This is a genomic window from Bittarella massiliensis (ex Durand et al. 2017) (assembly GCF_001486165.1).
In the GTDB taxonomy this organism is placed as follows: domain Bacteria; phylum Bacillota; class Clostridia; order Oscillospirales; family Ruminococcaceae; genus Bittarella; species Bittarella massiliensis.
Genome location: NZ_LN908977.1, coordinates 847821 through 868529, shown reverse-complemented (window position 1 = coordinate 868529; position 20709 = coordinate 847821). Strand labels below are relative to the sequence as shown.

Genomic DNA, 20709 nt, shown 5'->3' with positions numbered 1-20709 from the left:
CCGGCGGCAGAAGGGCGAACAGAAAAAAGGCGAGACGCGAAATGCGCGTCCCGCCCTCCTGTGAAAGGGTCCCCCAACTGTGCCAAAGGGCCCAGAAAAGCATTGAGAAATCAATTTCTTTTGCATACCCCCACCGGGTGCACACCTTCGCAGGGGTCCCGCCGAAAAAGGGGGGACATTCTGTGGGATTTTTCAAGGATAAACAGCCGGATCGCCTTCAAACGGCATCTAAGCGCAGAGTGCAAGTAGGGCGATCGGGCCGTTTAAATGTCGGAAATACCCCATTGACACCGCAAGCGAAGGTGCCAAAAAGAGGGCGGAGTGCAATTGCAAGGGGTATCGGCTCCCAGGCCAGATGGCTGTCAGGGGATCTGTGGACCTGCTTGGGGCGGCAAGCAACAAACGGCTGGCCGCCCCAACGCCTGAAGGGGTGGCCAGTGTCTTGAAACTGGGCCGTCAGATGATGAATCGGTAGTGCCCGGTGATGGTGCGGTGGGTGAGGGCGTCCTCCTCCTTTTGGGGCTGGCTGTCCTGGTGGATGATATAGGGCACCCCGTCCCGGTTGCGCTTGTCCGAGACGATGGCGATGTGGCTGGGGCTGAAGGTGACAATATCCCCCGGCTGCCAGTCGGCCACCTGGTAGGGATCCAGGGTGAGGACGGCGCAGTGGCGGGAAAAGAAGACCTCCAGGTTTTTGACCCGCCGAAAGTCGATGTTCGCATCCTCCGCGCCGGGGTAGGCGTCCGACTCCAGGGCAATGTCCGCATCCACCATCCCCTTCAGGTCGTACCCGGCGTGGGCCAGCGCCCGCCAGACCACGTCGGTGCAGGCGCCCCTGCCCGCCTCCGGATAGCCGCCCGCCGCATAGGAGTTGTCGTAGATGGGGTTTTCCTCCACCGCCTTTCGGGCCCCCTCGAGGATGTCGGTGAAATCGTCCACCCCGTTGCCGTTGCGGTCGGTTTCACTGTGCAGGGTCTCAATGCCGAAATCCGCCGCCGTGTAGCTGCGCTTGGGGAGGAGGGAGTAGTAATCCAGCACCCCGAAAATCACCGCAAGGACCACCAGCACAGAGAGGGAGAGCAGCACGGTCTGCTGTTTTCCCCACCGCCGGCGGGGGACCTGTGCGCCCCCTTCGGCCCCCGATTGCAGCTGTTTTTTCATCTTCCAGCCCCCTTTCACGCCCATCGTCCGCCGCCCCCGCAGAAGGGGCCGGCCCAGCCGGCGTTTTTTCTATTATAGCCCATCTCCCCGACAAAGAAAAGAGAGCCGCTCCCCCTTTCGGTTGGGGAGCGGCCCTCTCGGCAGATCGTCAGTCGGCGGCCTGCCGCTCTTTGTAGTGGTGCGCCTGTTCGAGCATCATGTCCTTGACCTTCATCAGCCGGATCTGGGTGCTGCGCTCGTTTTCATCCAGCTTCATGGTGATGTAGCGGATGTTCTCCTGGGTCTCGGGGATCATCACGTGCTCCAGGGCGTTGACCCGGCGGCGGGTCTTTTCGATTTCGGCCGCCATCAGCTGGCAGGCCTTTTCGCACTCGGCCAGTTGCAGCAGGTCGGGCAGCACGTCCGCCAGGCTCTTCACCGCCCCGTCCAGCTCGCTGGAGGTAAAGGCAAAGCCGTAGGAGTAGATGTCCCCCGGGTCGGAGGTCCGGGTCCGGTAGGAGAACTGGGGGACCTCCACGCTCATCACGTTGCGGGCCCCCGCGTCCAGGGTGACCTCCTGTTTGGGGGTCATCAGGGCGGCGGCCAGGTACTCGTCCTCCATGGCGGCGCGGGCCATCACAAAGTTTTGGTTGGCGGCGCCGATGCCCCGCTCCACCTTTTCCCGCAGGGCCTTGTTCACCCGCACCAGCTCCAAAAACTGCCGCATCAGCTCGTCGCGCTTGTCCTTGAGCAGCTTGTGTCCCCGCACGGCGGTGGCCAGCTTCTTTTTCTGCTTGGTCAGCTCCATCCGGGTGGGATTTACATGGGTAGATGCCAACGGTATTCCCCCTTTCTATGGGTTTTGGCGGGCTCAGTCGGCCGAGTAGTACTCGTCCAGGTATTCGTCCTTGATCCGCTTGAGCTCGCTCCGGGGGAGGATGCGCAGCAGCTTCCAGCCGATGTCCAGGGTCTCCTCGATGCTGCGGTCGGCGTGGTAGCCCTGGGAGACGTACTCCCGCTCAAACTCGTCGGCGAACTTGGCGTAGAGCTTGTCGATGTCGGTGAGGGCCGCCTCGCCCAGCACCACCATCAACTCCTTGGCCTCCTTGCCGCGGGCGTAGGCGGAGAAGAGCTGGTTCATGGTGTTGGCGTGGTCTGCCCGGGTCTTGCCCTCGCCGATGCCCTTGTCCTTGAGCCGGGAGAGGGAGGGGAGGACGTCGATGGGCGGGGTGACGTTTTTGCGGTAGAGTTCCCGGCTGAGGATGATCTGCCCCTCGGTGATGTAGCCGGTCAGGTCGGGGATGGGGTGGGTCTTGTCGTCCTCGGGCATGGTGAGGATGGGGATCATGGTGATGCTCCCGTTTTTCCCCTTCTGCCGCCCGGCGCGCTCGTAGAGGCTGGCCAGGTCGGTGTACATGTAGCCCGGGTAGCCGCGGCGGCCGGGGACCTCTTTGCGGGCCGCCGAGATCTCGCGCAGGGCGTCGGCGTAGTTGGTGATGTCGGTGAGGATGACCAGCACGTGCATCCCCTTGTCAAAGGCCAGGTACTCGGCGGCCGTGAGGGCCATGCGGGGGGTGGCGATCCGCTCGACGGCGGGGTCGTTGGCCAGGTTGACAAAGAGGACGGTCCGGTCGATGGCGCCGGTCTCCTTGAAGCTCTCGATGAAGAAGTTGGCCTCTTCAAAGGTGATGCCCATGGCGGCAAAGACCACGGCGAAGGACTCGTCGGTGCCCCGGACCTTTGCCTGGCGGGCGATTTGGGCGGCCAGCTCGGCGTGGGGGAGGCCGGAGGCGGAGAAGATGGGCAGCTTCTGTCCGCGCACCAGGGTGTTGAGCCCGTCGATGGCGGAGATGCCGGTCTGAATGAACTCCTGCGGGTAGTTGCGGGCGGCGGGGTTCATGGGCAGGCCGTTGACGTCCAGCCGCTTTTCGGGCAGGATGTCGGGCCCCCCGTCCATGGGGCGGCCCAGGCCGTCAAAGACCCGGCTGAGCATGTCTTCCGACACCCCCAGTTCCATGGTGCGGCCCAAAAAGCGGACCTTCGAGCTGTCCAGGTTGATGCCGGCGGAGTTTTCAAAGAGCTGGACCAGGGCGTTGCCGCCGTCGATCTCCAGCACCTTGCAGCGCCGGGTCTCGCCGTTTTGCAGCTCGATCTCGCCCAGTTCGTTGTAGGTGACGTTCTCCACCCCGCGAACCAGCATCAGAGGACCGGCCACTTCCTGTATGGTGCGGTATTCCTTTGGCATATTATTCCTCCTCCTTCCGGTTCAGCAGGTCGGCGACCTCGCTCTGCAGCTGGTGCAGGACGTTGTTGTACTCCCGCTCCATCTCCTCGTCGGGGGTGTACTTGAAGCGGCCGATCTGCTCGCGCACCGGCAGCTTGACCAGCGACTCCACCGAGGCGCCCTGGTTCAGGGCCTTGGTAGCCTCGTCGAAGTAGGCCAGCACCAGCCGCATCATGGCGCCCTGTTTCTGGGGCGGGGTGTAGGTGTCCACCTCGTGGAAGGCGTCCTGGTGGAGGAAGTCCTCGCGGATCGAGCGGGCAGCCTCCAATTTCAGCCGGTCGGGGGCGGAGAGGGCGTCCATCCCCACCAGCTTGACGATCTCGTCGAGCTCGGCCTCCTCCTGCAGCAGCCGCATCAGCCGGTTGCGCAGGTCGGTCCAGTCCTCCTCCACATTGGCGGAAAACCACCTGCCGATGGTGTCGGCGTAGAGGGAGTAGGAGGTCAGCCAGTTGATGGCGGGGAAGTGGCGGGAGTAGGCCAGGTTGGAGTCCAGGCTCCAGAACACCTTGACGATGCGCAGGGTGGCCTGGCTCACCGGCTCGGAGATGTCGCCGCCCGGAGGGGAGACGGCCCCGATGACCGAGAGGGCGCCCTCGCGGCCGTCCTGGCCCAGGGAGACGACCCGCCCGGCGCGCTCGTAGAACTGGGCCAGACGGCTGCCCAGGTAGGCGGGGTAGCCCTCCTCGCCGGGCATCTCCTCCAGCCGGCCGGACATCTCGCGCAGGGCCTCGGCCCAGCGGGAGGTGGAGTCGGCCATCAGCGCCACCGAGTAACCCATGTCGCGGAAGTACTCGGCAATGGTGATGCCGGTGTAGATGGACGCCTCGCGGGCGGCCACCGGCATGTCGGAGGTGTTGGCGATGAGGACGGTGCGCTCCATCAGGGAGTAGCCGGTCTTGGGGTCTTTCAGCTCGGGGAACTCGTTGAGCACGTCGGTCATCTCGTTGCCGCGCTCGCCGCAGCCGATGTAGACCACGATGTCCGCCTCCGACCACTTGGCCAACTGGTGCTGCACCACCGTCTTGCCGCTGCCGAAGGGGCCGGGCACGGCGGCCACGCCGCCCTTGGCAATGGGGAAGAGGGTGTCGATGACCCGCTGCCCGGTGACCAGGGGCACGTCGGGGGAGAGTTTCTCCCGATAGGGCCGCCCCACCCGGACCGGCCACTTCTGCATCAGGGTCAGCTCGCGCTCGCCGCCCTCGTCCAGGGCGACGATGGCCACCGCCTCTTCAATGGTGTACTCGCCCCCCTCGATTTTGGCGAGGGTGCCGGACACCCCCTGGGGGACCATGATTTTGTGCAGGACCACCGGGGTCTCCTGCACGGTGCCGATGATGTCGCCGGGGATGACCCTGTCCCCGATCTTTGCGCTGGGGACAAAGGTCCACCTGTCGGCCCGCTTGAGGGAGGGGATGGACACCCCGCGCTGCAAGTTGTTGCCGGTGGCCTTCATGATGTCGTCCAGCGGGCGCTGGATGCCGTCGAAGATGCTGCCGATGAGGCCGGGCCCCAGCTCGACGCTCATGGGGGACCCGGTGGACTCCACCGGCTCGCCCGGTCCCAGGCCGGAGGTCTCCTCGTAGACCTGTATGGAAGCCAGGTCGCCGTGCATCTCGATGATCTCGCCGATGAGGTGTTGCTCGCTCACCCGCACCACGTCAAACATGTTGGCGTCGCGCATCCCCTCGGCAATGACCAGCGGGCCGGCCACCTTTTTGATGGTACCTGTGCTCATTTCTTTTCACCTGCTTTGCTCTCATTGGAATCGCCGCCAAACAGAATATCGCTGCCGACGGCCTGCTCGACCGATTTTTTGACCAGTGCCTCGCCAATCCCGGTGTTCCCGATCACGCCGGGAATGGGGATGATGGCGGGCAGTGGTGCCTCCCGATAGCGGTCCACCACCTCGGAAAGCGCCTCGAACAGGGCCTCGGTCATGTAGATGATGGCGTAGTTGCCACCGGCCAGCTCCTTGAGCTTTTTGCCGGCGGCGACGGGGTCGTCTATGGAATAGGTGTCCAGGCCCAGGGCGGCGAAGCCGTACACGCTGTCCCGGTCGCCCATGACCGCGATCTTATACATACATCTCACGCGCCCTTTCCCGGAGGAACTCCTCCGACAGGCCGTTTCGCTTGCCTGCCAGAATGATCCGCACCGTCTTGATCTCGTTTTCCCGCGCCAGGATGTAGGCGCAGAGGGGGCCGATGGTAAAGGGGTTGTGCAGCTGGGGACGGATCTCCCGGATGATCAGGTTGTCGCACCACCGCTCAAAGGCGGAGGGGCTCTCCCGCAACTGCTCGATGGCGTCGGCGTAGGGGGTGTACTGCAGGTACTCGCAGATGGCGTCGAGCCCCTTGACGGCGGCGTCGGCCAGGGCCGAGACGTCCAGGCTGTCGCAGGGGGCCAGGGCGTCCTGCACAAAGCTCTTTTTCTTCTTCATCCCCGCGCAGCGCACGGCGGTCTTGATGTCGGCGGCCGCCACGGTGCGCTCGGCGTACCCGGCGATCAGCTCGTTGCCCGAGGCCTTGCCCGCCTTCAGGATGGCGCTCAGCGCAGCCCGGTCCAGCAGGATGTCGCAGAGCTGACCGTCGTGGGTGTGCAGCAGCACCCGAAAGGCCTTTTCCGCCGCCTGGCGCATCTCCTCGGGCAGGGGGGCGTAGTCGTGCTCCTCCACCGCCTTGACGATGACCTCCCGGGGGATGGAGCCGTTTTCCACGAACACCCCCTCGGCGCTGGCGCCGGTGCAGACCATCTTGATGGCCGTCTTTAGGTTGTGGTAGTCCGCCGGGTACAAAAACACGTCGAACACGGAGAGGTCGTCCACCAGTTCGCCCATCAGCTCCCAGGTCTTCTGCCGCTGGGCGCGCAGCACCTCTTCGTCGCTCTCCTCCGGCTTGCCCCAGCCCTTTTCCCCCAGCAGGCGGCGGCAGTCCTCGTGGGTCTTGCAGCCAATGAGCTGGTCGATAAACGGGCCATTCAGGAGTTCAAGCTCCTTGGAGCGCAGCCGGGTCACGGCAAAGGTGTACAGGTTTTCAGACATGGTGACCCCTCCTTTTCGGTGTCCGACGGCACCGGTTACTCAAACAGCACCCCGCAGACGGCGTCCTGCAGCCGGTCCCTGGCGGCGGAGAAGAGCGCCGAGAAGGAGCAGTTCTCCTCGATGCCGCCGTAGACCAGCACAAAGCCGCCGTCGATGGGGCGGGTGCCGTCGGCCAGGGCGAGGGCGGCGCCGCTGCCCGCCAGCCGGGCCTTGAGGTCTTTGAGGAAGGCGGGGGGGATCCGCTCCCTGTCCCGGGTGTTGAGATAGAGCACCCCGCTCTCGCCGGGTTGGGCGTTTTTCTCGATCAATTCGGCCAGGAGGGAGAAGTACTCCTCCTCCGGGGCGTTGACCAGGGAGAGGCGGGCCTCTTCCAAAATTTCGGTGACCAGCTGCTGTTTGGCCTGCAAGAGGCGGGCCTTTTGGCGCAGCGCCGCGGCCGAGACCGCCCGCTCGTGCAGCTGGGCGACCTCTCTGCGGGAGTCCTCGGCGATCTTGGCGGCCCGCTTTTCGCCCTCGGCGCGGCCCTGCAACTCGATCTGGGCCGCCTCCTGCCGGGCGTCCTGCAACAGCTCTTCCACCCGGGCGCTGGACTCGCTCTGTATCTGCTGGATGATTTTTTCAAGTCCTGTCATAGACAAGCAACTCCTAACTCTTTGGAATCGGTCAGATGTTCAGGCCGCCGATGCCGAAGATCGAGAGGATGGAGATCAGCAGGGCCAGAATGGCGTAGGTCTCGACCATGGCGGGGAGGATGATGGCCTTGCCGAAGGTCTCGGGGCGCTTGCAGAACATGCCGATGCTGGCCACCGAGGCGCGGGCCTGGCGGATGGCGGAATACAGCCCCACAAAGCCCATGGGCAGGCAGGCGCAGAAGTAGAGCAGACCCTTGGCCAGGCTCATCTCGGCGCTGCCGCCCATGATGCCGATCTGGGTCAGGGTGATGAAGGCAATCAGCAGGCCGTAGATGCCCTGGGTGCCGGGGAGAAGCTGCAGGATCAGCACCTTGCCAAAGCGGCCCGGCTCCTCGGTGATGGCGCCCGCAGCGGCCTCACCGGCCATGCCGACGCCGATGGCCGAACCGATGCCGGCCAGCAGTGCGGCCAGCGCCGCGCCCAACAGTGCAAAAGCAATACCAAGAGAACTCATTTCATTTTTCCTCCTTGAATTTGAAGTATTTGGTGTGGGCCCCAAACGGGGAGAACCCGCGTCCGCCGCCCTCGTAAAACTTGCCGAAGAACTCGACAAACTGCAGGCGGTTGGTGTGCACGTAGGCGCCCAGCAGGTTGATGCCGATGTTCAGGGTGTGGCCGATCAAAAAGACCACGGTGAAGAGGATCGCGCCCCCCACGCCGCCGCCCAGCATGGTGCCCATCTTGTTGAACACCGTGGCGATGACGCCGGTGGCCAGCCCCAAGGCCAGCAGCCGGGAGTAGGAGAGGATGTCGCTGAGGTAGCTGGTGACCCCGTAGACCCCGTAGAGGCCCTTGAGCAGCCGCTTGAAGGGGTTGCGGGAGTCCCGCCCGGAAAAGGCGATGATCCCCAAGGCGCCCAGCCCCGCCACAACGGCGGCCACCGTCCCCACGGTGGGGGAGAGGGTGAAGGAGAGGCCCATCATATTGGTGATCATCTCCATGGTCAGCAGGTAGACGACCGCGCCGCCCACCAACATATACCAAAAGACCACGTCGTAGACGGCGTCTTTGACCTTGCCCTCCCGGCAGAGCTGGTAAAACTTCATCCCCAGCCCCACGAAGAGGTGGATGATGCCCAGCAGGAAGGAGAAGACCAGCAGCCGCATGGGCTCGCTCACCGGCTCGAACCAGAGGGCCTTGAAGGTCAGGTCGCTGTGGAAGAAGGTGCTGGCGATGACCCCTACCGCGTCGCCGAAGAAGCCGCCGAAGAGCACCCCCCAGACGGTGGTGGAGATGCCGCAGTAGAGGAACATCTGCATCGACTTCTTCAGCCCCGACTCGATGTTTTTGCACTTGAGGAGCACAAAGGAGCAGGCGGCCACCATGATCAGCCCGTACCCCGCGTCCGACAGCATCATCCCGAAGAGGACGTAGTAGAAGATGGCCATCACCGAGGTGGGGTCCACCTCGCCCCGGCCGGGCAGGCTGTAGGAGGCGACGACCCCCTCCACCGGAGCGGCCAGGGGCCCGTTTTTCAGGGCGACGGGCACGTCCTCGTCCGGCGCGGGGTCAAAGAAGTCGAGGGCCACGTCGAAGTGGGCGGTGAGCTCCGACTCCAGGGCGGGGACGTCCCGGGCGGCGATGTAGCCGGTGAGCACAAAGGTGCGCTTGGACTGCATCAGTTTGCCGATGACCCCGTATTTCTCCTCCCGCATGGCGTAGAAGTCCGACAGCAGTTTCAAATCCTGCCGGTGCTCGGCCAGGGAGTGGATCTCCGCCACGTCGGCGTCGATTTTGGTCTGCAACTTGTCGATCCGCTCTTCCAGCAGCCGCTTTTTGTCCGCCGGGACCCGGTGGGTGACGTGGGCGGGCCGGGCAAAGCCCATCTCCCGCAGCGCGTCCTCGGCCTGCTGGGCCTCGCTCTTGGTGGCGGTCACAAAGAGGCAGGTCTGCTCCCGCGAGGCGCTGACGATCTCGATGTCCACCGCCGAGACGCTCTCGGCGCGGGACTTGAGCTCGGTGTAGATGCCCTCCAATGTCCACTCCCCGGGCAGGGCCCCCACAAAGGAGTCGGTGGCGTGGGTGCCGGGGTGGCGCATGGGCACATCCAGCCCCAGCCAGGGGGTCAGCTCCTCCACCTGGGCCTGCATGCGGGGGATCTCCGCCCGCTGTTCGGCCACCCGTTTGTCCAGCGCCTGCAGCCGGTAGGCGACTTTTAGGGTCTCGTCCTGCCGGTCCTGAAAGGCGGTGTACTCCTCCAAGGTCATTTCCTGGCGGCCCTCCAGCATCGACAGAAGCGGCTTTTGCTCGGGGGCGAACCGGGCCAGCACGTCCAGCGCCTGGTTGGCGAGGGCGGCATTCTTTTGAAAAATGCTCCTGGCTTGGCTCATGTCGGCGTGGGTGAAGACCTCGTCCTCGCCGGTGTCCTGCACCTCCACCGCGCCCCGGCGCTGCAGCAGCTCCAAGATCGCCTTGCGGTTTTTCTTGAGGGCGCACAGTTGCAGCCGCTTCATAGGCAGTACGGCCATAGGCAAATGCCTCCTTTCTCGTGTTTCTTTTGAAAACGCCCTACAAAAGGGCCTGCTTCACCGCTTGTATCGCGGCAGGCCGCTTTTCCAGGGCGTCTTCGCGCAGTTTTTGCGCCTGCGCGTCGGCTTCTCTCTCCGCTCTCTGCAAAAGGTCGTCTTGATCGCGCTTGGCCTGGGCCAGCGCCTTGGCCGCCTCCAACTGGGCGCTCTGCGCCAACTCCACCGCGGCGCGGTCTGCGTTTTGGCGGGCGGTCTCCACCAGTTCTTTTGCGGCGCGGACCGCTTCCTTCTCCGCCCGCTCCGCCGCCAGCTCCGCCTGGCGGATCGCCTCCACTGTCTCTTGTGCCATTCTCTCACCACCTGACTGTATACTCTGCAAAAGGTATAAACATTATTATAGCGCGTTTTGCCCACCTAATCAAATACATTATCACCATATTTCCCCTTTTTTACCCTCCCGGCCTCTCTTTTTTTAGGAAAAGGGGAGAGAAGGGGAATGACTGATGGTCAGTTGCGCAGTTGTCAGTATAAACGAAAAATGACCAAAAGTCAATATTTGACTTCGGCCATTTTCGCGCCCCCCTGAAAAAGGGCTAAAAATCGGATTTTGCGGGAGGGGAGGCCCCCTCTGGGTCGTCCCGGTAGTACCGGGCCTGGGCCTCCCAGAGGCGGGCGTACTGGCCGCCTTTTGTCAGCAGCTCTCGGTGGGGGCCCCGTTCCACCAACTGTCCCCGGTCAAAGACGGCGATGTCCTGGCAGAAGCGGCAGCTGGAGAGCCGGTGGGAGATGTAGACGGCCGTCTTTTCGCTGGTCAGGGCGTCGAAGCGGCGGTAGATCTCCGCCTCCGAGAGGGGGTCGAGGGCGGCGGTGGGTTCGTCTAAAACAATGAAGGGGGCGTCTTTGTAGAGGGCTCTAGCGATGGCGATTTTCTGGGCCTCGCCCCCGGAGATCTCCACCCCGCTGTCGTCGAAGTTTTTGTAGAGGGGGGTCTCGATCCCCAGGGGGACCCGGTCGAGCCAGTCCCCCATCCCCGCATCCTCCAGACAGCGGCGCACCGCCTTTTTATCCCAGCGAACAGAGGCCGCCACGTTCTGCGCACAGGGGAAGGAGAAGAGCTTGAAGTCCTGAAAGACCACCGAGAACAGGGAGAGGTACTCCCGGTAGTCGTATTTCTGAATGTCGATCCCGTTCAGGAGGATCCGCCCCTCGGTGGGGTCGTAGAGCCGGCAGAGCAGTTTGATAAAGGTGGTTTTGCCCGAGCCGTTGCGCCCCACCACCGCCAGCTTCTTGCCCACCTTGAGCCGGAGGGAGAGGTCTTTGATCGCCCACTGGTCGCTGCCGGGGTAGCGAAAGGAGACGTGTTCAAAGGCGATCTCGTACTCCCCGTCGTCCCGCTTTTCAACGGGGATGGTCCCCTTGTACATGCTCTGGGGGAAGTCGATGAAGTCGAAGTAGGGGCGCAGGTACTGGGTGTTCAGCCGCATATAGACCAAGGTGCCGAAACCCAGGGAGACCGCGAAACAAAACTGGCCGATGCCGGCAGCGGTCTGCACCAGAGCGTCCACCGGCAGGAGCCCCGCCAGGGCCCGTGCCCCGGCCAGCAGGTAGACCGCGCCGGTGAGCAGCGCCGTGAGGGTGTCGATGGAGCCGAAGCACCACCCCTGCAGAGAGGAGAGGTTGGTCATGGCCCGGCCGAGGGTCTGGGCCATCTGGTCGATGGCCGACTGGATGAGGGGCTGTTCCCCGAACAGGCGGATGTCCTTTCCCACCTGGTAGTCCCCCGCCAGCTGGTTTAGATAGTAGTTGCCGAAGCGATTGCTCCACATGCAGGTGGAGAACTGGCTGTACTGCCCCCGGTTGTAGCGCAGGTCGGCAAAGACGGTGTAGGCGCTCACCCCGACGAGCGCCAGCAGAAAGAGCGCCGGGAGGAGGGGGGAGGCGATGAGGGGGTGGGTGGCCGCCGCCCCTGCCGGCGAGGCCTGAAAGATGGGCAGCAGAAAGAAGACCGAGTAGAGCAGCAAAAAGAGGCAGCGCAGGGCGACCCCCACCTGGTAGGCCAGCTGGAAGAGGCCGCCGCCGTTGAAGCTGTAGCTGTCGTCGAGGAGCTGCTTTTTCAGGTGCAGCTGCGGGTTTTCCAACTGTTCGTAGTCGGCGGTGAGGACCGCCTGGTCAACTTCCCGGCGCTGGGCAAAGTTCAGGGCCTGAAAATGCAGATCGGCGGCCTCCCAGAGCGCGTCTTTGAGGATGCTGACGAGAAAGGTGAGCGATACCAGCAGACAGCCGAAGAGGAGCAGCCGCTCTCGATTTTGGTTTCCCAGCAGTTCTCCCAGCAGCCGGGCGGAAAAGTAGACCGGCACAAAGGGGGCCGCCGCAGTGACGGCAGAGGAGGCCGCTACCCAGAGCCAGAGCCAGCGGTCGAGCTTGACGATGTGCTTGACCCCCCGCCAGTTGACCGCCAGGTCCTGGCGCAGGGTGGTGCGGGTCTCGCTATCGGCAGTCTTCATCGGAAAACCCTCCTTCTCGGTTTTGGTAGTAGCGGCTCTGCACCCGGTACATCCGGGCGTAGGAGCCGCCCAGGGCCATCAGCTCCTCGTGGGTGCCGCTCTCGGCGATCCGCCCGCCCTCAAAGAAGAGGATGCGGTCGCAAAAGCGGGTGGAGGAGAGCCGGTGGGAGATGAAGAAAGAGGTCTTTCCCCGGGTCAACTCCCCATACTGCAGGTAGACCTGACTCTCGGCGATGGGGTCGAGGGCGGCGGTGGGTTCGTCCAAAACCAGGATAGGGGCGCCTTTGTAGAGGGCCTTGGCCAGCAGCAGTTTTTGCAGTTGGCCGCCCGAGAGCTCCACCCCGCCGTCGTTGACCGACTTGACCAGCTTGGTCTCCACCCCCTGGGGCAGGGCGGCCACCTCCTCCCAGAGGCCGGCCCGTTCCAGGCAGCGGCGCACCCGCCCGAGGTCCAGCTCTTCCAGCTTGCAGGCCGCCACATTTTCGGCGATGGTCAGGGGGAGGACCCGCACGTCCTGAAAGACCGCGGTGAAGAGGGAAAAGCGCTCTTCCAGCGACCACCGGGCGGCGTCGGTCCCGCCGATGCGCACCTGTCCGGCGTCGGGGGGATAGAGGCCGCAGAGCAGTTTGGCAAAGGTGGTCTTGCCCGCGCCGTTGGCCCCGACGATGGCGATCTTCTCCCCAGCGCGCACGGTGAGATCGACGGTCTCCAGGGCCCTCTCCCCGCTGCCGGGGTAGGAGAAGGAGACCCCCTCAAAGGCGATGGGGCAGGGGAAGGCGGAGGGGAGGGGGGCCTGGATCTCCTTGGGGGAGTGCTCCGGCATCTCCAGAAAGGCCCGCACGTCGCAGAGGTCCAGGGAGGCCAGCCGCAGCAGGGAGAAGCCGTCGACCAGTCCGCTCATCCAGGTGGAAAAGCCGCCGAAGACCCCGACAAAAAAGAGAAAGTCGCCGCCGCCGAGCGCGCCGCGCAGCATCAGGTCGATGAGGTAGCCGTAGGCGAAGGCGTCCTTGCCCAGCAGGAGCAGGGCGCTGCCGCAGGCGGCCCCAAAATCGCGCTTGTGGGTGCGCAAGTGCCAGGCCATCCGCAGGGCGGCCAGGTCCCGGTAGAGCTCGCCCAGCCAGATTTCCATCCCGTACAGCCGCACGTCCTTGCCGGCGGTGAAGTCGGTGGAGCGGTTGTCCAGGTACTGCAGCTTTTTGTCCAGCTCCACCCAGTCGTCCTTGTGGCGTTGCCGGTCGTTCTGGGCCCCCCGCGCCAGCAGGATGCTCCCCCCCGAGGCCAGCAGCAGCGCCAACAGGAGCAGGGGGTGGAGGGCGGCGGTGAGACAGCCGTAGAGCAGCGCCCCCACGGCGCTGGAGAAAAAGAGGGCGATGGCTTCGGGCAGTCGTTGGATGGGGCCGCGGCTGTACCCGGTGGCATTGAAGGCCTTTTGCCAGATGCTCTGCCCGGCGGGGCTCTCCATGTTGGGATAGTCGGTATGCAGCGCCTTTCTCGCTGCCAGGGTGTGAAAGTGCACCCGGTAGTTGTTGCTGCGCCAGGTGAGCTTGCAGGCAAAGATCCGCTCCCCCAGGGTGCACAGAGCCAGGGCCAGCGCCACCGGCAGACAGGCGAGCACCAGCGAGGAGACCGCCGCCCCACGGGACACCTGGTCCACCACCACCTTGGGCAGGGCGATGGTGAGGAGGGGGACGGCCACCAAAAAGAGGCTGTCCGCCAGGGCGCAGGCGAGCATGTTGCGGTCGCATTCCCGCAGCCTGGCGAGGGCATAGCGGAGGTTTTGCGGCAGGGAATAGGCGGGTTTGGGCGATTTCATGGGGTGCCCCTCCTTTACAGGTAAAAAGTGTGGGAGGGCCCAAAGAGGGCCTTTGCAAGAAAAGGATACCACGGGCGGCACAGGGGGAAACAAAAAAGCGCGCGAACGGCTCGTTTTCGCGCGCAGACGGTTTTTCAGTTCAGAGGGGGAGGAAGATCTCGGTGGCAAAGACCCCCGGCTCGTCCTGCCGGTTGACGATGCCGCCGTACTGGGCCACAAGAGCGTCCACCCGCCGCAGGCCGAAGCCGTGCCCCTCGCCCTTGGCGCTGCGGTAGCGGCCGCCCTTTCGGCTGGCCCGCCCGGCCACCGCGTTTTGCACCGAGATGTAGAGCTGCTCCTTCACCCGCCCGACATAGACGCGGAGGAACCGCTCCTCCTTGTCGGGGAGCTGGCGGCAGCTCTCCAGGGCGTTGTCCAACAGGTTGCCGATGATGACGCAGAGGTCCACGTCCGCCACGGTGAGGGAGGGGGGGACCGACGCCTTGGCCCGGATGGCCACCTCCCCCTTCTCGGCCAGCGAGAGTTTGGAGTTGAGGATGGCGTCGAGCATCAGGTTGCCGGTCTTCAAGATGGTGTCCACCGACTGAAGATCGCTCTCCAATTGGTTCAGGTAGCCCTCGGCCTCCCCGCAGCGGCCCAGGGAGAGCAGTCCCTTTAGGGTCTGGAGATGGTTGTGGTAGTCGTGCCGCCAGCCCCGCATCTGGGTGTAGATGTTCTGCACCTCGGCGCAGTGGGTCTCCAGGAGTTCGCCCTGGTAGCCGGCCAGCCGCCGCTCCGAACGGCGGGCCGCCAGGCGGTAGAGCAGCCAGCCGCCGGCTGCCAGCAGCAGGGCGCACAGGGCGGCAAGCCCGGCGATAAGAAAGGGGTTCACAGCAGCATCCCTCCGTTGCAGCGGGCAAAGGCCCGCCCCAGTTGGGGCCCCATCCGCCGGCTGACGGGCAGGCGGGTGCCGTCGTCCAAAACCAGCTCCTCCCGCCTCAGGCGGGCGATGGCGCGCAGCGACACCAGACAGGAGCGGTGGCAGCGAAAAAAGAGGTCGGGGGACAGGGCCTTCTCCACCTTTTCCAGCGGGAGGGGGAGGGCGAAGTCCCCCCGCAGGGTGTGCAGCAGGGTCTGGCGGTCGCCGGCCTGGGCGCAGAGGATCTCCCGCTGCAGCAGGCGGCGCTCCTCCCCCTCGACCCGGATCACCAAAGTCGGCTCCGGCAGCCGCTGGGCCGCCCGGTCCAGCAGGGCGAAAAACCGCTCTTCCGACACCGGCTTGACCAGGTAGTGCAGGGCCTCCAACTCGTAGCCCTCCCCCAGGTGTTCGTCGAGCCCGGTGACAAAGGCGATGGGCAGGGTCTCCCCCTCGCCCCGCAGCCGCCGGGCCAGATCGAGCCCGCTCTCCCCCGGCAACTGGATGTCCAGCAGGAGGAGATCGGCGCCCGCATCACCCTGCCGGGCAAACCAAAAGCTCTCGGCGGTGGGGTAGCAGTCCACCTGCAGCGCCTGCCCCCGCCCGGCGGCCCAGCGCCGCGCCAGGGCCGCCAGGTACTGGGCCTGGGCCTCTTCGTCCTCACAGATGGCAATGCGCACGGCGACGCCCTCCCTTCGCAAATACAGGTTATCATCAAGTATACCACAGAGGGGCGGTGAGGGGAAAGGGGCCCTCTCTTGACCGAGTTTTGACAGGGGGATGGAAAACGCCGCGCAAATTCGCTATAATGGTACCAATAGCCCCACGGGGCGACACGAGAAAAAGCAGCAGGAGGAAGAGCATGCAACAGGACAAGACCACCATCATCGGCATTGCGGGGGGCACCGGTTCGGGCAAGACCACCCTGGCCTACAAGCTGAAAGAGGCCTTTTGCGATGAAGATGTGATCATTATGTGCCACGACCACTACTACAAGGCCCACGACGACATGACCTACGAGGAGCGCACCAAGCTCAACTACGACCACCCCAACGCCTTTGAGACCGAGCTGCTCGTCGCGCACTTGAAGCAGCTCAAGGAGGGCAAGCCCGTGATGCGGCCGGTCTACTCCTTTGTGGAGCACAACCGCACCGGCGAACAGGTGCAGGTCAACCCGGCCAAGGTCATCATCCTCGAGGGGATCATGATCTTTGAGGACAAGACCCTGCGGGACATGATGGACATGAAGGTCTTTGTCGACACCGACGCCGACGTGCGCATCCTCCGCCGGCTGGTGCGCGACGTCAAGGAGCGGGGCCGCGACCTGGACTCGGTGGTCAACCAGTACCTGACCACCGTCAAGCCGATGCACGACCAGTTTGTCGAGCCCAACAAGAAGTACGCCGACGTCATCGTCCCCGAAGGGGGGCACAACCAGGTAGCCCTGCACATGCTCATCGACAGGATGCGGGCCATCATTGCCCAGAAGGGGTAAATCAGACCGACCGTACACCCGTTTGCCGTAAAAAGGAGTGTGTTTTGCAATGCGCCATCCCCTGTTGGAACGCGCCTGGGAACTCCAGGACCAGATGGTGGCCGACCGCCGCTATCTGCACCAAAACCCCGAGCTGGGCTTTGAACTGCCCCTCACCACCGCCTACGTGAAAAAGCGCCTCGCCGAGATGGGGTACGAGGTGGAGGACATCTGCCCCAGCGGCTTTGTGGCCATGGCCGGCAAAAAGACCGATGGCAAGGTGCTGCTGGTGCGCGCCGACATGGACGCCCTGCCCATGGCCGAGGAGACCGACGAGCCCTTCAAGTCCCAAAATGGGGCCATGCACTCCTGCGGGCACGACATCCACACCGCCACCCTGCTGGGGGCCGCCCAGCTGCTCAAAGAGCACGAGGACGAGCTGGAGGGCCGGGTCAAACTCTGCTTCCAGCCCGCCGAAGAGCCCATCAAGGGCGCGGTGGAGATGATCGAGAAGGGGGTGCTGGAAAACCCCCACGTGGACGCGGTCTTCGGCACCCACACCTCCATCCCCATGAAGGCCGGGGCCGTCCGGCTGCTGGAGGGGCCGATCCTCGCCTCCAGCGACATCTTCAAGGTCACCATCCACGGCGAGGGCAGCCACGGCTCGATGCCCGAGACCGGGGTGGACCCGGTGAATGTGGCGGCCCACGTCGTCATCGCCCTGCAGTCCATCATCGCCCGCGAGGTCTCGGCCCTGCAGCCGGTGGTGTTGACCTTCGGCAGCATCCAGGCGGGGCAGGCGCCCAACATCGTCCCCTCCGACTGTGTGCTGCAGGGGACCCTGCGCGCCTTTGACCCCGAGGTGCGGAAATTTGCCAAGGGGCGGATGGAGGAGATCATCCACAGCACCGCCGCCACCTTCCGCGCCACCGCCGAGATCAGCTACGAATCCGAGACGCCCCCCACTGTAAACGACCCTGCCTTTACAAGGGAGATGCAGGGGTACATGAGAGAGGTGGTAGGGGAGGACTGCATCACCGAGGGGCCCCGCATCATGGGCTCGGACGACTTCGCCTACTTCACCGAGCAGCGCCCGGGGGCCATGTTCCACTGTGGCATGGGCACCCGGGAAGAGGGCCATCTCTTCGGGCTGCACAACCCCAAAGCCCTCTTTGACGAGCGCTCCCTGCCGGCGGTGGCGGCGGTCTACGCCAACTGCTGCATCCAGTGGCTCAAACACAACAAGTAGCGGGGGGGAGATCGCCCATGGAACAGGAAGTGGACTACAAGGCCGAGTTTATCTCGCTCTTCACCCAGCACGTCTCCCGCCCCGGCAGCGAAAAGCTGCTGGCCTGGCTGGAGAACACCGACTTTTTCACTGCCCCGGCCAGCACCCGCTACCACTGCGCCTGTGAGGGCGGGCTGGTGCGCCACTCCATCAGCGTCTTTCACACCATGGTGGAGCAGCACTTTCAGGAGGGGGAGGACAACCTGGAGAGCTTTGCCATCTGCGGGCTCCTCCACGACCTCTGCAAGGCCCAGTTTTACAAGGTGGGCAGCCGCAACGTCAAAAATGAGGAGACCGGCCAGTGGGAGAAGGTCCCCTTCTACCAGGTGGAGGACTCCTTTCCCTACGGCCACGGCGAGAAGTCGGTCTTTCTCATCGAGCGGTTCATGCGCCTCAAGACCAGCGAGGCCATGGCCATCCGCTGGCACATGGGGGGCTTTGACGACTCGGTGCGGGGCGGCAGCTTTGCCATGAGCAACGCCTTTCGGATGTACCCGCTGGCGGTGAAGCTCCACCTGGCCGATCTGGAGTCCACCTACCTGCGGGAGAGGGGCACCTCCGACGTGCCCAACCGCTGATTTCCCGGGAAAACCGCCCGGCCCTTGACAGGAGGAGAGACGATGCTGCCCTTTCGCGCCGCCATTTTTGACATGGACGGCACCCTCACCCAGTCCACCCACATCTGGGACGGGGTGACCGATCGCTATATCGAGCAGCTGGGCCACCCCCTGCCCGAGCATTACTACCAGCGCATCCAGGGGCGCACCTACGAACAGGCCATGGCCTGGCTCATCGCCCTCTACGGCCTCGACAAGACCCCGGGGCAGATGGTCTTTGAGCAGTACCAGATGATCAGAGACCGCTACTGCGCCGTCCCCCTCAAGCCGGGGGTCTTGCCCTTTCTCCAGTACCTGAAGGGGGAGGGGGTCCCCTGCGCGGTGGCCACCCTGGCCGACCCGCGGGTGGCGGCGGAGGTGCTGGGCGCCCACGGGCTGCTGCCCTACTTTGCGGTGGTGGTCAGCGCAGTGGAACTGGACGACAAGCCCAAGAGCGACCCCGCCGTCTTTTTGGAGGCGGCGGCCCGGCTGCGGACCCCGGCGGGGGACTGCGCGGTCTTTGAAGACAGCCTGCTGGCCGTCGAGACGGCGAAGGGAGCCGGGTTTCGGACGGCGGCCATCGCCGACGACAAAAACGCAGCCCAGTGGGACCGCCTGTGCGCCCTGGCCGACTGGGCCCTGCACGACTACCGGGAGCTGATCCCCGCAGAGTAGGCGGGCCAAAGGAAGAGACATTTGTTGCGCCCTCTTTTTCCAAAAGGGGAGAGGGCGGTGGAAAAAAGGGCCGAGGGGCCGCCGGAAGGGCGGCACTTCGGCCCCTTTTTGGCACGATGTTGCAAAATAGAGCGGAGTTTGTGCAGCTTTAGGCAGAAAAACGTCAAAAATCGGCAGCTTTCCCGCTTCCCCCTTTACCCCTGCGGGAATGGGTGTATAATGAAAATGTGAACAAAAGCGAAATATTGTAAAGTGGGTGTGAACGTGCAGCTATTTCGATGTGAGAAGTTGATGCGGGGCGTGGAGCAGGAGGGGGAGGTCCCCGACGAACGGACCGTCTTAAAGACGACGCTGAACATCGCCTGGCCCTCCATTTTGGAGTCTTTCCTCATCAGTCTGGTGGGGATGGTGGACACGGTGATGGTCAGCTCGCTGGGCTCTTACGCCATTGCGGCGGTGGGGCTCACCACCCAGCCGAAATTCATCGCCCTGGCGGTCTTTATGTCGCTGAACGTGGCCATCTCGGCCATTGTGGCCCGCCGCCGGGGGGAGGGGGACCGGGACAGCGCCAACCGGGTGCTGGTGCAGGCCCTGATCATCTCGGTGGCGCTGACGGTCGTCATCTCGGTGGTGACGGTGATTTGGGCCGACCCCATCATCCGCCTGTGTGGCTCGGCCCCCGACACCCACGACGCGGCGGTGGGCTACCTGCGCATCATCCAGGGGGGAATGATCTTCAACGTCCTCTCCATGGTCATCAACGCCGCCCAGCGGGGCTGCGGCAACACCAAGATCGCCATGCGCACCAACCTGGTCTCCAACGGGGTGAACATCGTCCTCAACTACCTCCTCATCGGGGGGAACCTGGGCTTCCCCAAACTGGGGGTACAGGGGGCGGCCATCGCCACGGTGGCCGGCACCATCTGTGCCTGCGTCATGAGTTTTATCTCGGTGATGCACCCCGGCCAGTTCCTCAGCATTCAGGACTTCTTCAGCCTCAAGTTTGACCGGCGCAACCTCTCGGCCATCGTCAACATCGGCTCCAGCACCCTGGCCGAACAGGTGTTTCTGCGCATCGGCTTTCTGGTCTACGCGGTGCTGGTGGCCAAATTGGGCACCACCGCCTTTGCCGCCCACCAGATCGGGATGAACATCATGAACATCTCCTTCTCCTTTGGCGACGGGCTCTCGGTGGCGGCCATCGCCCTGGTGGGGCGCAGCCTGGGCGAAAACCGGCGGGACATGGCCAAGATCTACGGCGGCGTCTGCCAGCGGATGGGGGTCCTCTTCTCGGCCGCCATCTCGGTGGTCTGCATCGCCCTGGGCACCCCCATCTTCATGCTCTTTTCGCGGGAGGAGGAGATCCTCCGCTACGGCGAGATGATCATGGTCATCATGGCCGTCATCACCTTTATGCAGGTGGCCCAGGTGGTCTTTTCCGGCTGCCTGCGGGGGGCGGGGGACACCAAGTTCACCGCCGTGGTCTCCCTCATCAGCGTCACCTTCATCCGCCCGGGGCTGGGCTACCTCTTCTGCTACCCCCTGAACATGGGCCTTTTCGGCGCCTGGATGGGGCTGGCGGTGGACCAGTTGGCCCGGTTCCTGTTGACCTACATGCGCTTTCACAGCGGCAAGTGGATGCACTTTAAAATCTGACCGGTCCCCCTGTAAAGTGAGAAAAGCGGCCCTCCCGGCGAGGGCCGCTTTTTTGTGGGCGGGGAGACCCCGGCAGACAGGGGAGGACCGCCTGTGCACAGGTGGAGGGGCCCCTTTCCCGGCGGAGGGACTCTGCCCGCCTCCTGCCAACCGGCAAAGCAGCGGCCGTCGGGGGTGTCCCGCG

19 protein-coding genes are annotated in these 20709 nt (G+C 64.4%); 5 read left to right on the top strand and 14 right to left on the bottom strand.

Features of this window, described 5'->3' with window-relative positions:
* Positions 1–456 precede the first annotated feature (456 nt).
* The 14 genes from BN3266_RS11100 to BN3266_RS11035 form a co-directional block, all read right to left on the bottom strand.
* Positions 457–1161, bottom strand: coding sequence for a DUF1287 domain-containing protein (locus tag BN3266_RS11100; RefSeq protein WP_082671805.1), 705 nt, complete (start codon positions 1159–1161; stop codon positions 457–459).
* A 148-nt stretch (positions 1162–1309) separates the two neighbouring features.
* The gene (locus BN3266_RS11095; RefSeq protein WP_044991875.1) at positions 1310–1978 is read right to left on the bottom strand and encodes a V-type ATP synthase subunit D; all 669 of its coding nucleotides are present in this window, start codon (positions 1976–1978) and stop codon (positions 1310–1312) included.
* Positions 1979–2011: 33 nt separating this feature from the next.
* A complete protein-coding gene (locus tag BN3266_RS11090) occupies positions 2012–3385 on the bottom strand; it encodes a V-type ATP synthase subunit B (protein WP_059005183.1) in 1374 nt (457 codons plus the stop codon).
* 1 nt (position 3386) lies between these two features.
* Positions 3387–5159 (bottom strand): V-type ATP synthase subunit A, encoded by a 1773-nt coding sequence (locus BN3266_RS11085; protein WP_059005182.1) that lies wholly within the window; start codon positions 5157–5159, stop codon positions 3387–3389.
* Complete coding sequence (locus BN3266_RS11080; protein WP_059005181.1) at positions 5156–5506, bottom strand: V-type ATP synthase subunit F; 351 nt, start codon at positions 5504–5506, stop codon at positions 5156–5158. Before BN3266_RS11080 ends, BN3266_RS11085 begins: the two co-directional genes overlap by 4 nt.
* Positions 5499–6464 (bottom strand): V0D/AC39 family V-type ATPase subunit, encoded by a 966-nt coding sequence (locus BN3266_RS11075; protein ID WP_021658260.1) that lies wholly within the window; start codon positions 6462–6464, stop codon positions 5499–5501. The genes BN3266_RS11080 and BN3266_RS11075 overlap by 8 nt, the downstream gene beginning before the upstream one ends.
* 35 nt (positions 6465–6499) lie before the next feature.
* Positions 6500–7096 carry a V-type ATP synthase subunit E gene (locus BN3266_RS11070; protein ID WP_059005180.1) on the bottom strand — a complete coding sequence of 199 codons (597 nt, stop codon included), beginning with the start codon at positions 7094–7096 and terminating at the stop codon, positions 6500–6502.
* Between the two features lie 31 nt (positions 7097–7127).
* Positions 7128–7610: a V-type ATP synthase subunit K gene (locus tag BN3266_RS11065; protein WP_021658258.1), complete on the bottom strand. Its 483-nt coding sequence runs from the start codon at positions 7608–7610 to the stop codon at positions 7128–7130.
* A 1-nt stretch (position 7611) separates the two neighbouring features.
* Complete coding sequence (locus tag BN3266_RS11060; RefSeq protein WP_059005179.1) at positions 7612–9624, bottom strand: V-type ATP synthase subunit I; 2013 nt, start codon at positions 9622–9624, stop codon at positions 7612–7614.
* A 40-nt stretch (positions 9625–9664) separates the two neighbouring features.
* A complete protein-coding gene (locus BN3266_RS11055) occupies positions 9665–9973 on the bottom strand; it encodes a hypothetical protein (protein ID WP_021658256.1) in 309 nt (102 codons plus the stop codon).
* A 244-nt stretch (positions 9974–10217) separates the two neighbouring features.
* Positions 10218–12128 carry an ABC transporter ATP-binding protein gene (locus BN3266_RS11050; RefSeq protein ID WP_059005178.1) on the bottom strand — a complete coding sequence of 637 codons (1911 nt, stop codon included), beginning with the start codon at positions 12126–12128 and terminating at the stop codon, positions 10218–10220.
* Positions 12112–13941, bottom strand: coding sequence for an ABC transporter ATP-binding protein (locus BN3266_RS11045; RefSeq protein WP_059005177.1), 1830 nt, complete (start codon positions 13939–13941; stop codon positions 12112–12114). The genes BN3266_RS11050 and BN3266_RS11045 overlap by 17 nt, the downstream gene beginning before the upstream one ends.
* Before the next feature lie 139 nt (positions 13942–14080).
* Positions 14081–14812, bottom strand: a complete 732-nt coding sequence (locus BN3266_RS11040; RefSeq protein WP_242861766.1) for a sensor histidine kinase — start codon at positions 14810–14812, stop codon at positions 14081–14083.
* Complete coding sequence (locus BN3266_RS11035; protein WP_059005176.1) at positions 14809–15516, bottom strand: LytR/AlgR family response regulator transcription factor; 708 nt, start codon at positions 15514–15516, stop codon at positions 14809–14811. Before BN3266_RS11035 ends, BN3266_RS11040 begins: the two co-directional genes overlap by 4 nt.
* A 182-nt stretch (positions 15517–15698) precedes the next feature.
* On the opposite strand from BN3266_RS11035, the gene udk reads away from it, so the two are divergent.
* From udk to BN3266_RS11010, 5 genes are all read left to right on the top strand, one after another.
* The gene (gene udk / locus BN3266_RS11030) at positions 15699–16331 is read left to right on the top strand and encodes a uridine kinase (protein ID WP_021658250.1); all 633 of its coding nucleotides are present in this window, start codon (positions 15699–15701) and stop codon (positions 16329–16331) included.
* Positions 16332–16380: 49 nt separating this feature from the next.
* The gene (locus BN3266_RS11025; RefSeq protein WP_021658249.1) at positions 16381–17559 is read left to right on the top strand and encodes a M20 metallopeptidase family protein; all 1179 of its coding nucleotides are present in this window, start codon (positions 16381–16383) and stop codon (positions 17557–17559) included.
* Between the two features lie 17 nt (positions 17560–17576).
* Positions 17577–18176 (top strand): HD domain-containing protein, encoded by a 600-nt coding sequence (locus BN3266_RS11020; RefSeq protein ID WP_021658248.1) that lies wholly within the window; start codon positions 17577–17579, stop codon positions 18174–18176.
* Between the two features lie 42 nt (positions 18177–18218).
* The gene (locus BN3266_RS11015) at positions 18219–18869 is read left to right on the top strand and encodes an HAD family hydrolase (RefSeq protein ID WP_059005175.1); all 651 of its coding nucleotides are present in this window, start codon (positions 18219–18221) and stop codon (positions 18867–18869) included.
* Positions 18870–19133: 264 nt separating this feature from the next.
* Positions 19134–20525 (top strand): MATE family efflux transporter, encoded by a 1392-nt coding sequence (locus BN3266_RS11010; RefSeq protein ID WP_242861765.1) that lies wholly within the window; start codon positions 19134–19136, stop codon positions 20523–20525.
* The last annotated feature ends 184 nt before the right edge of the window (positions 20526–20709 follow it).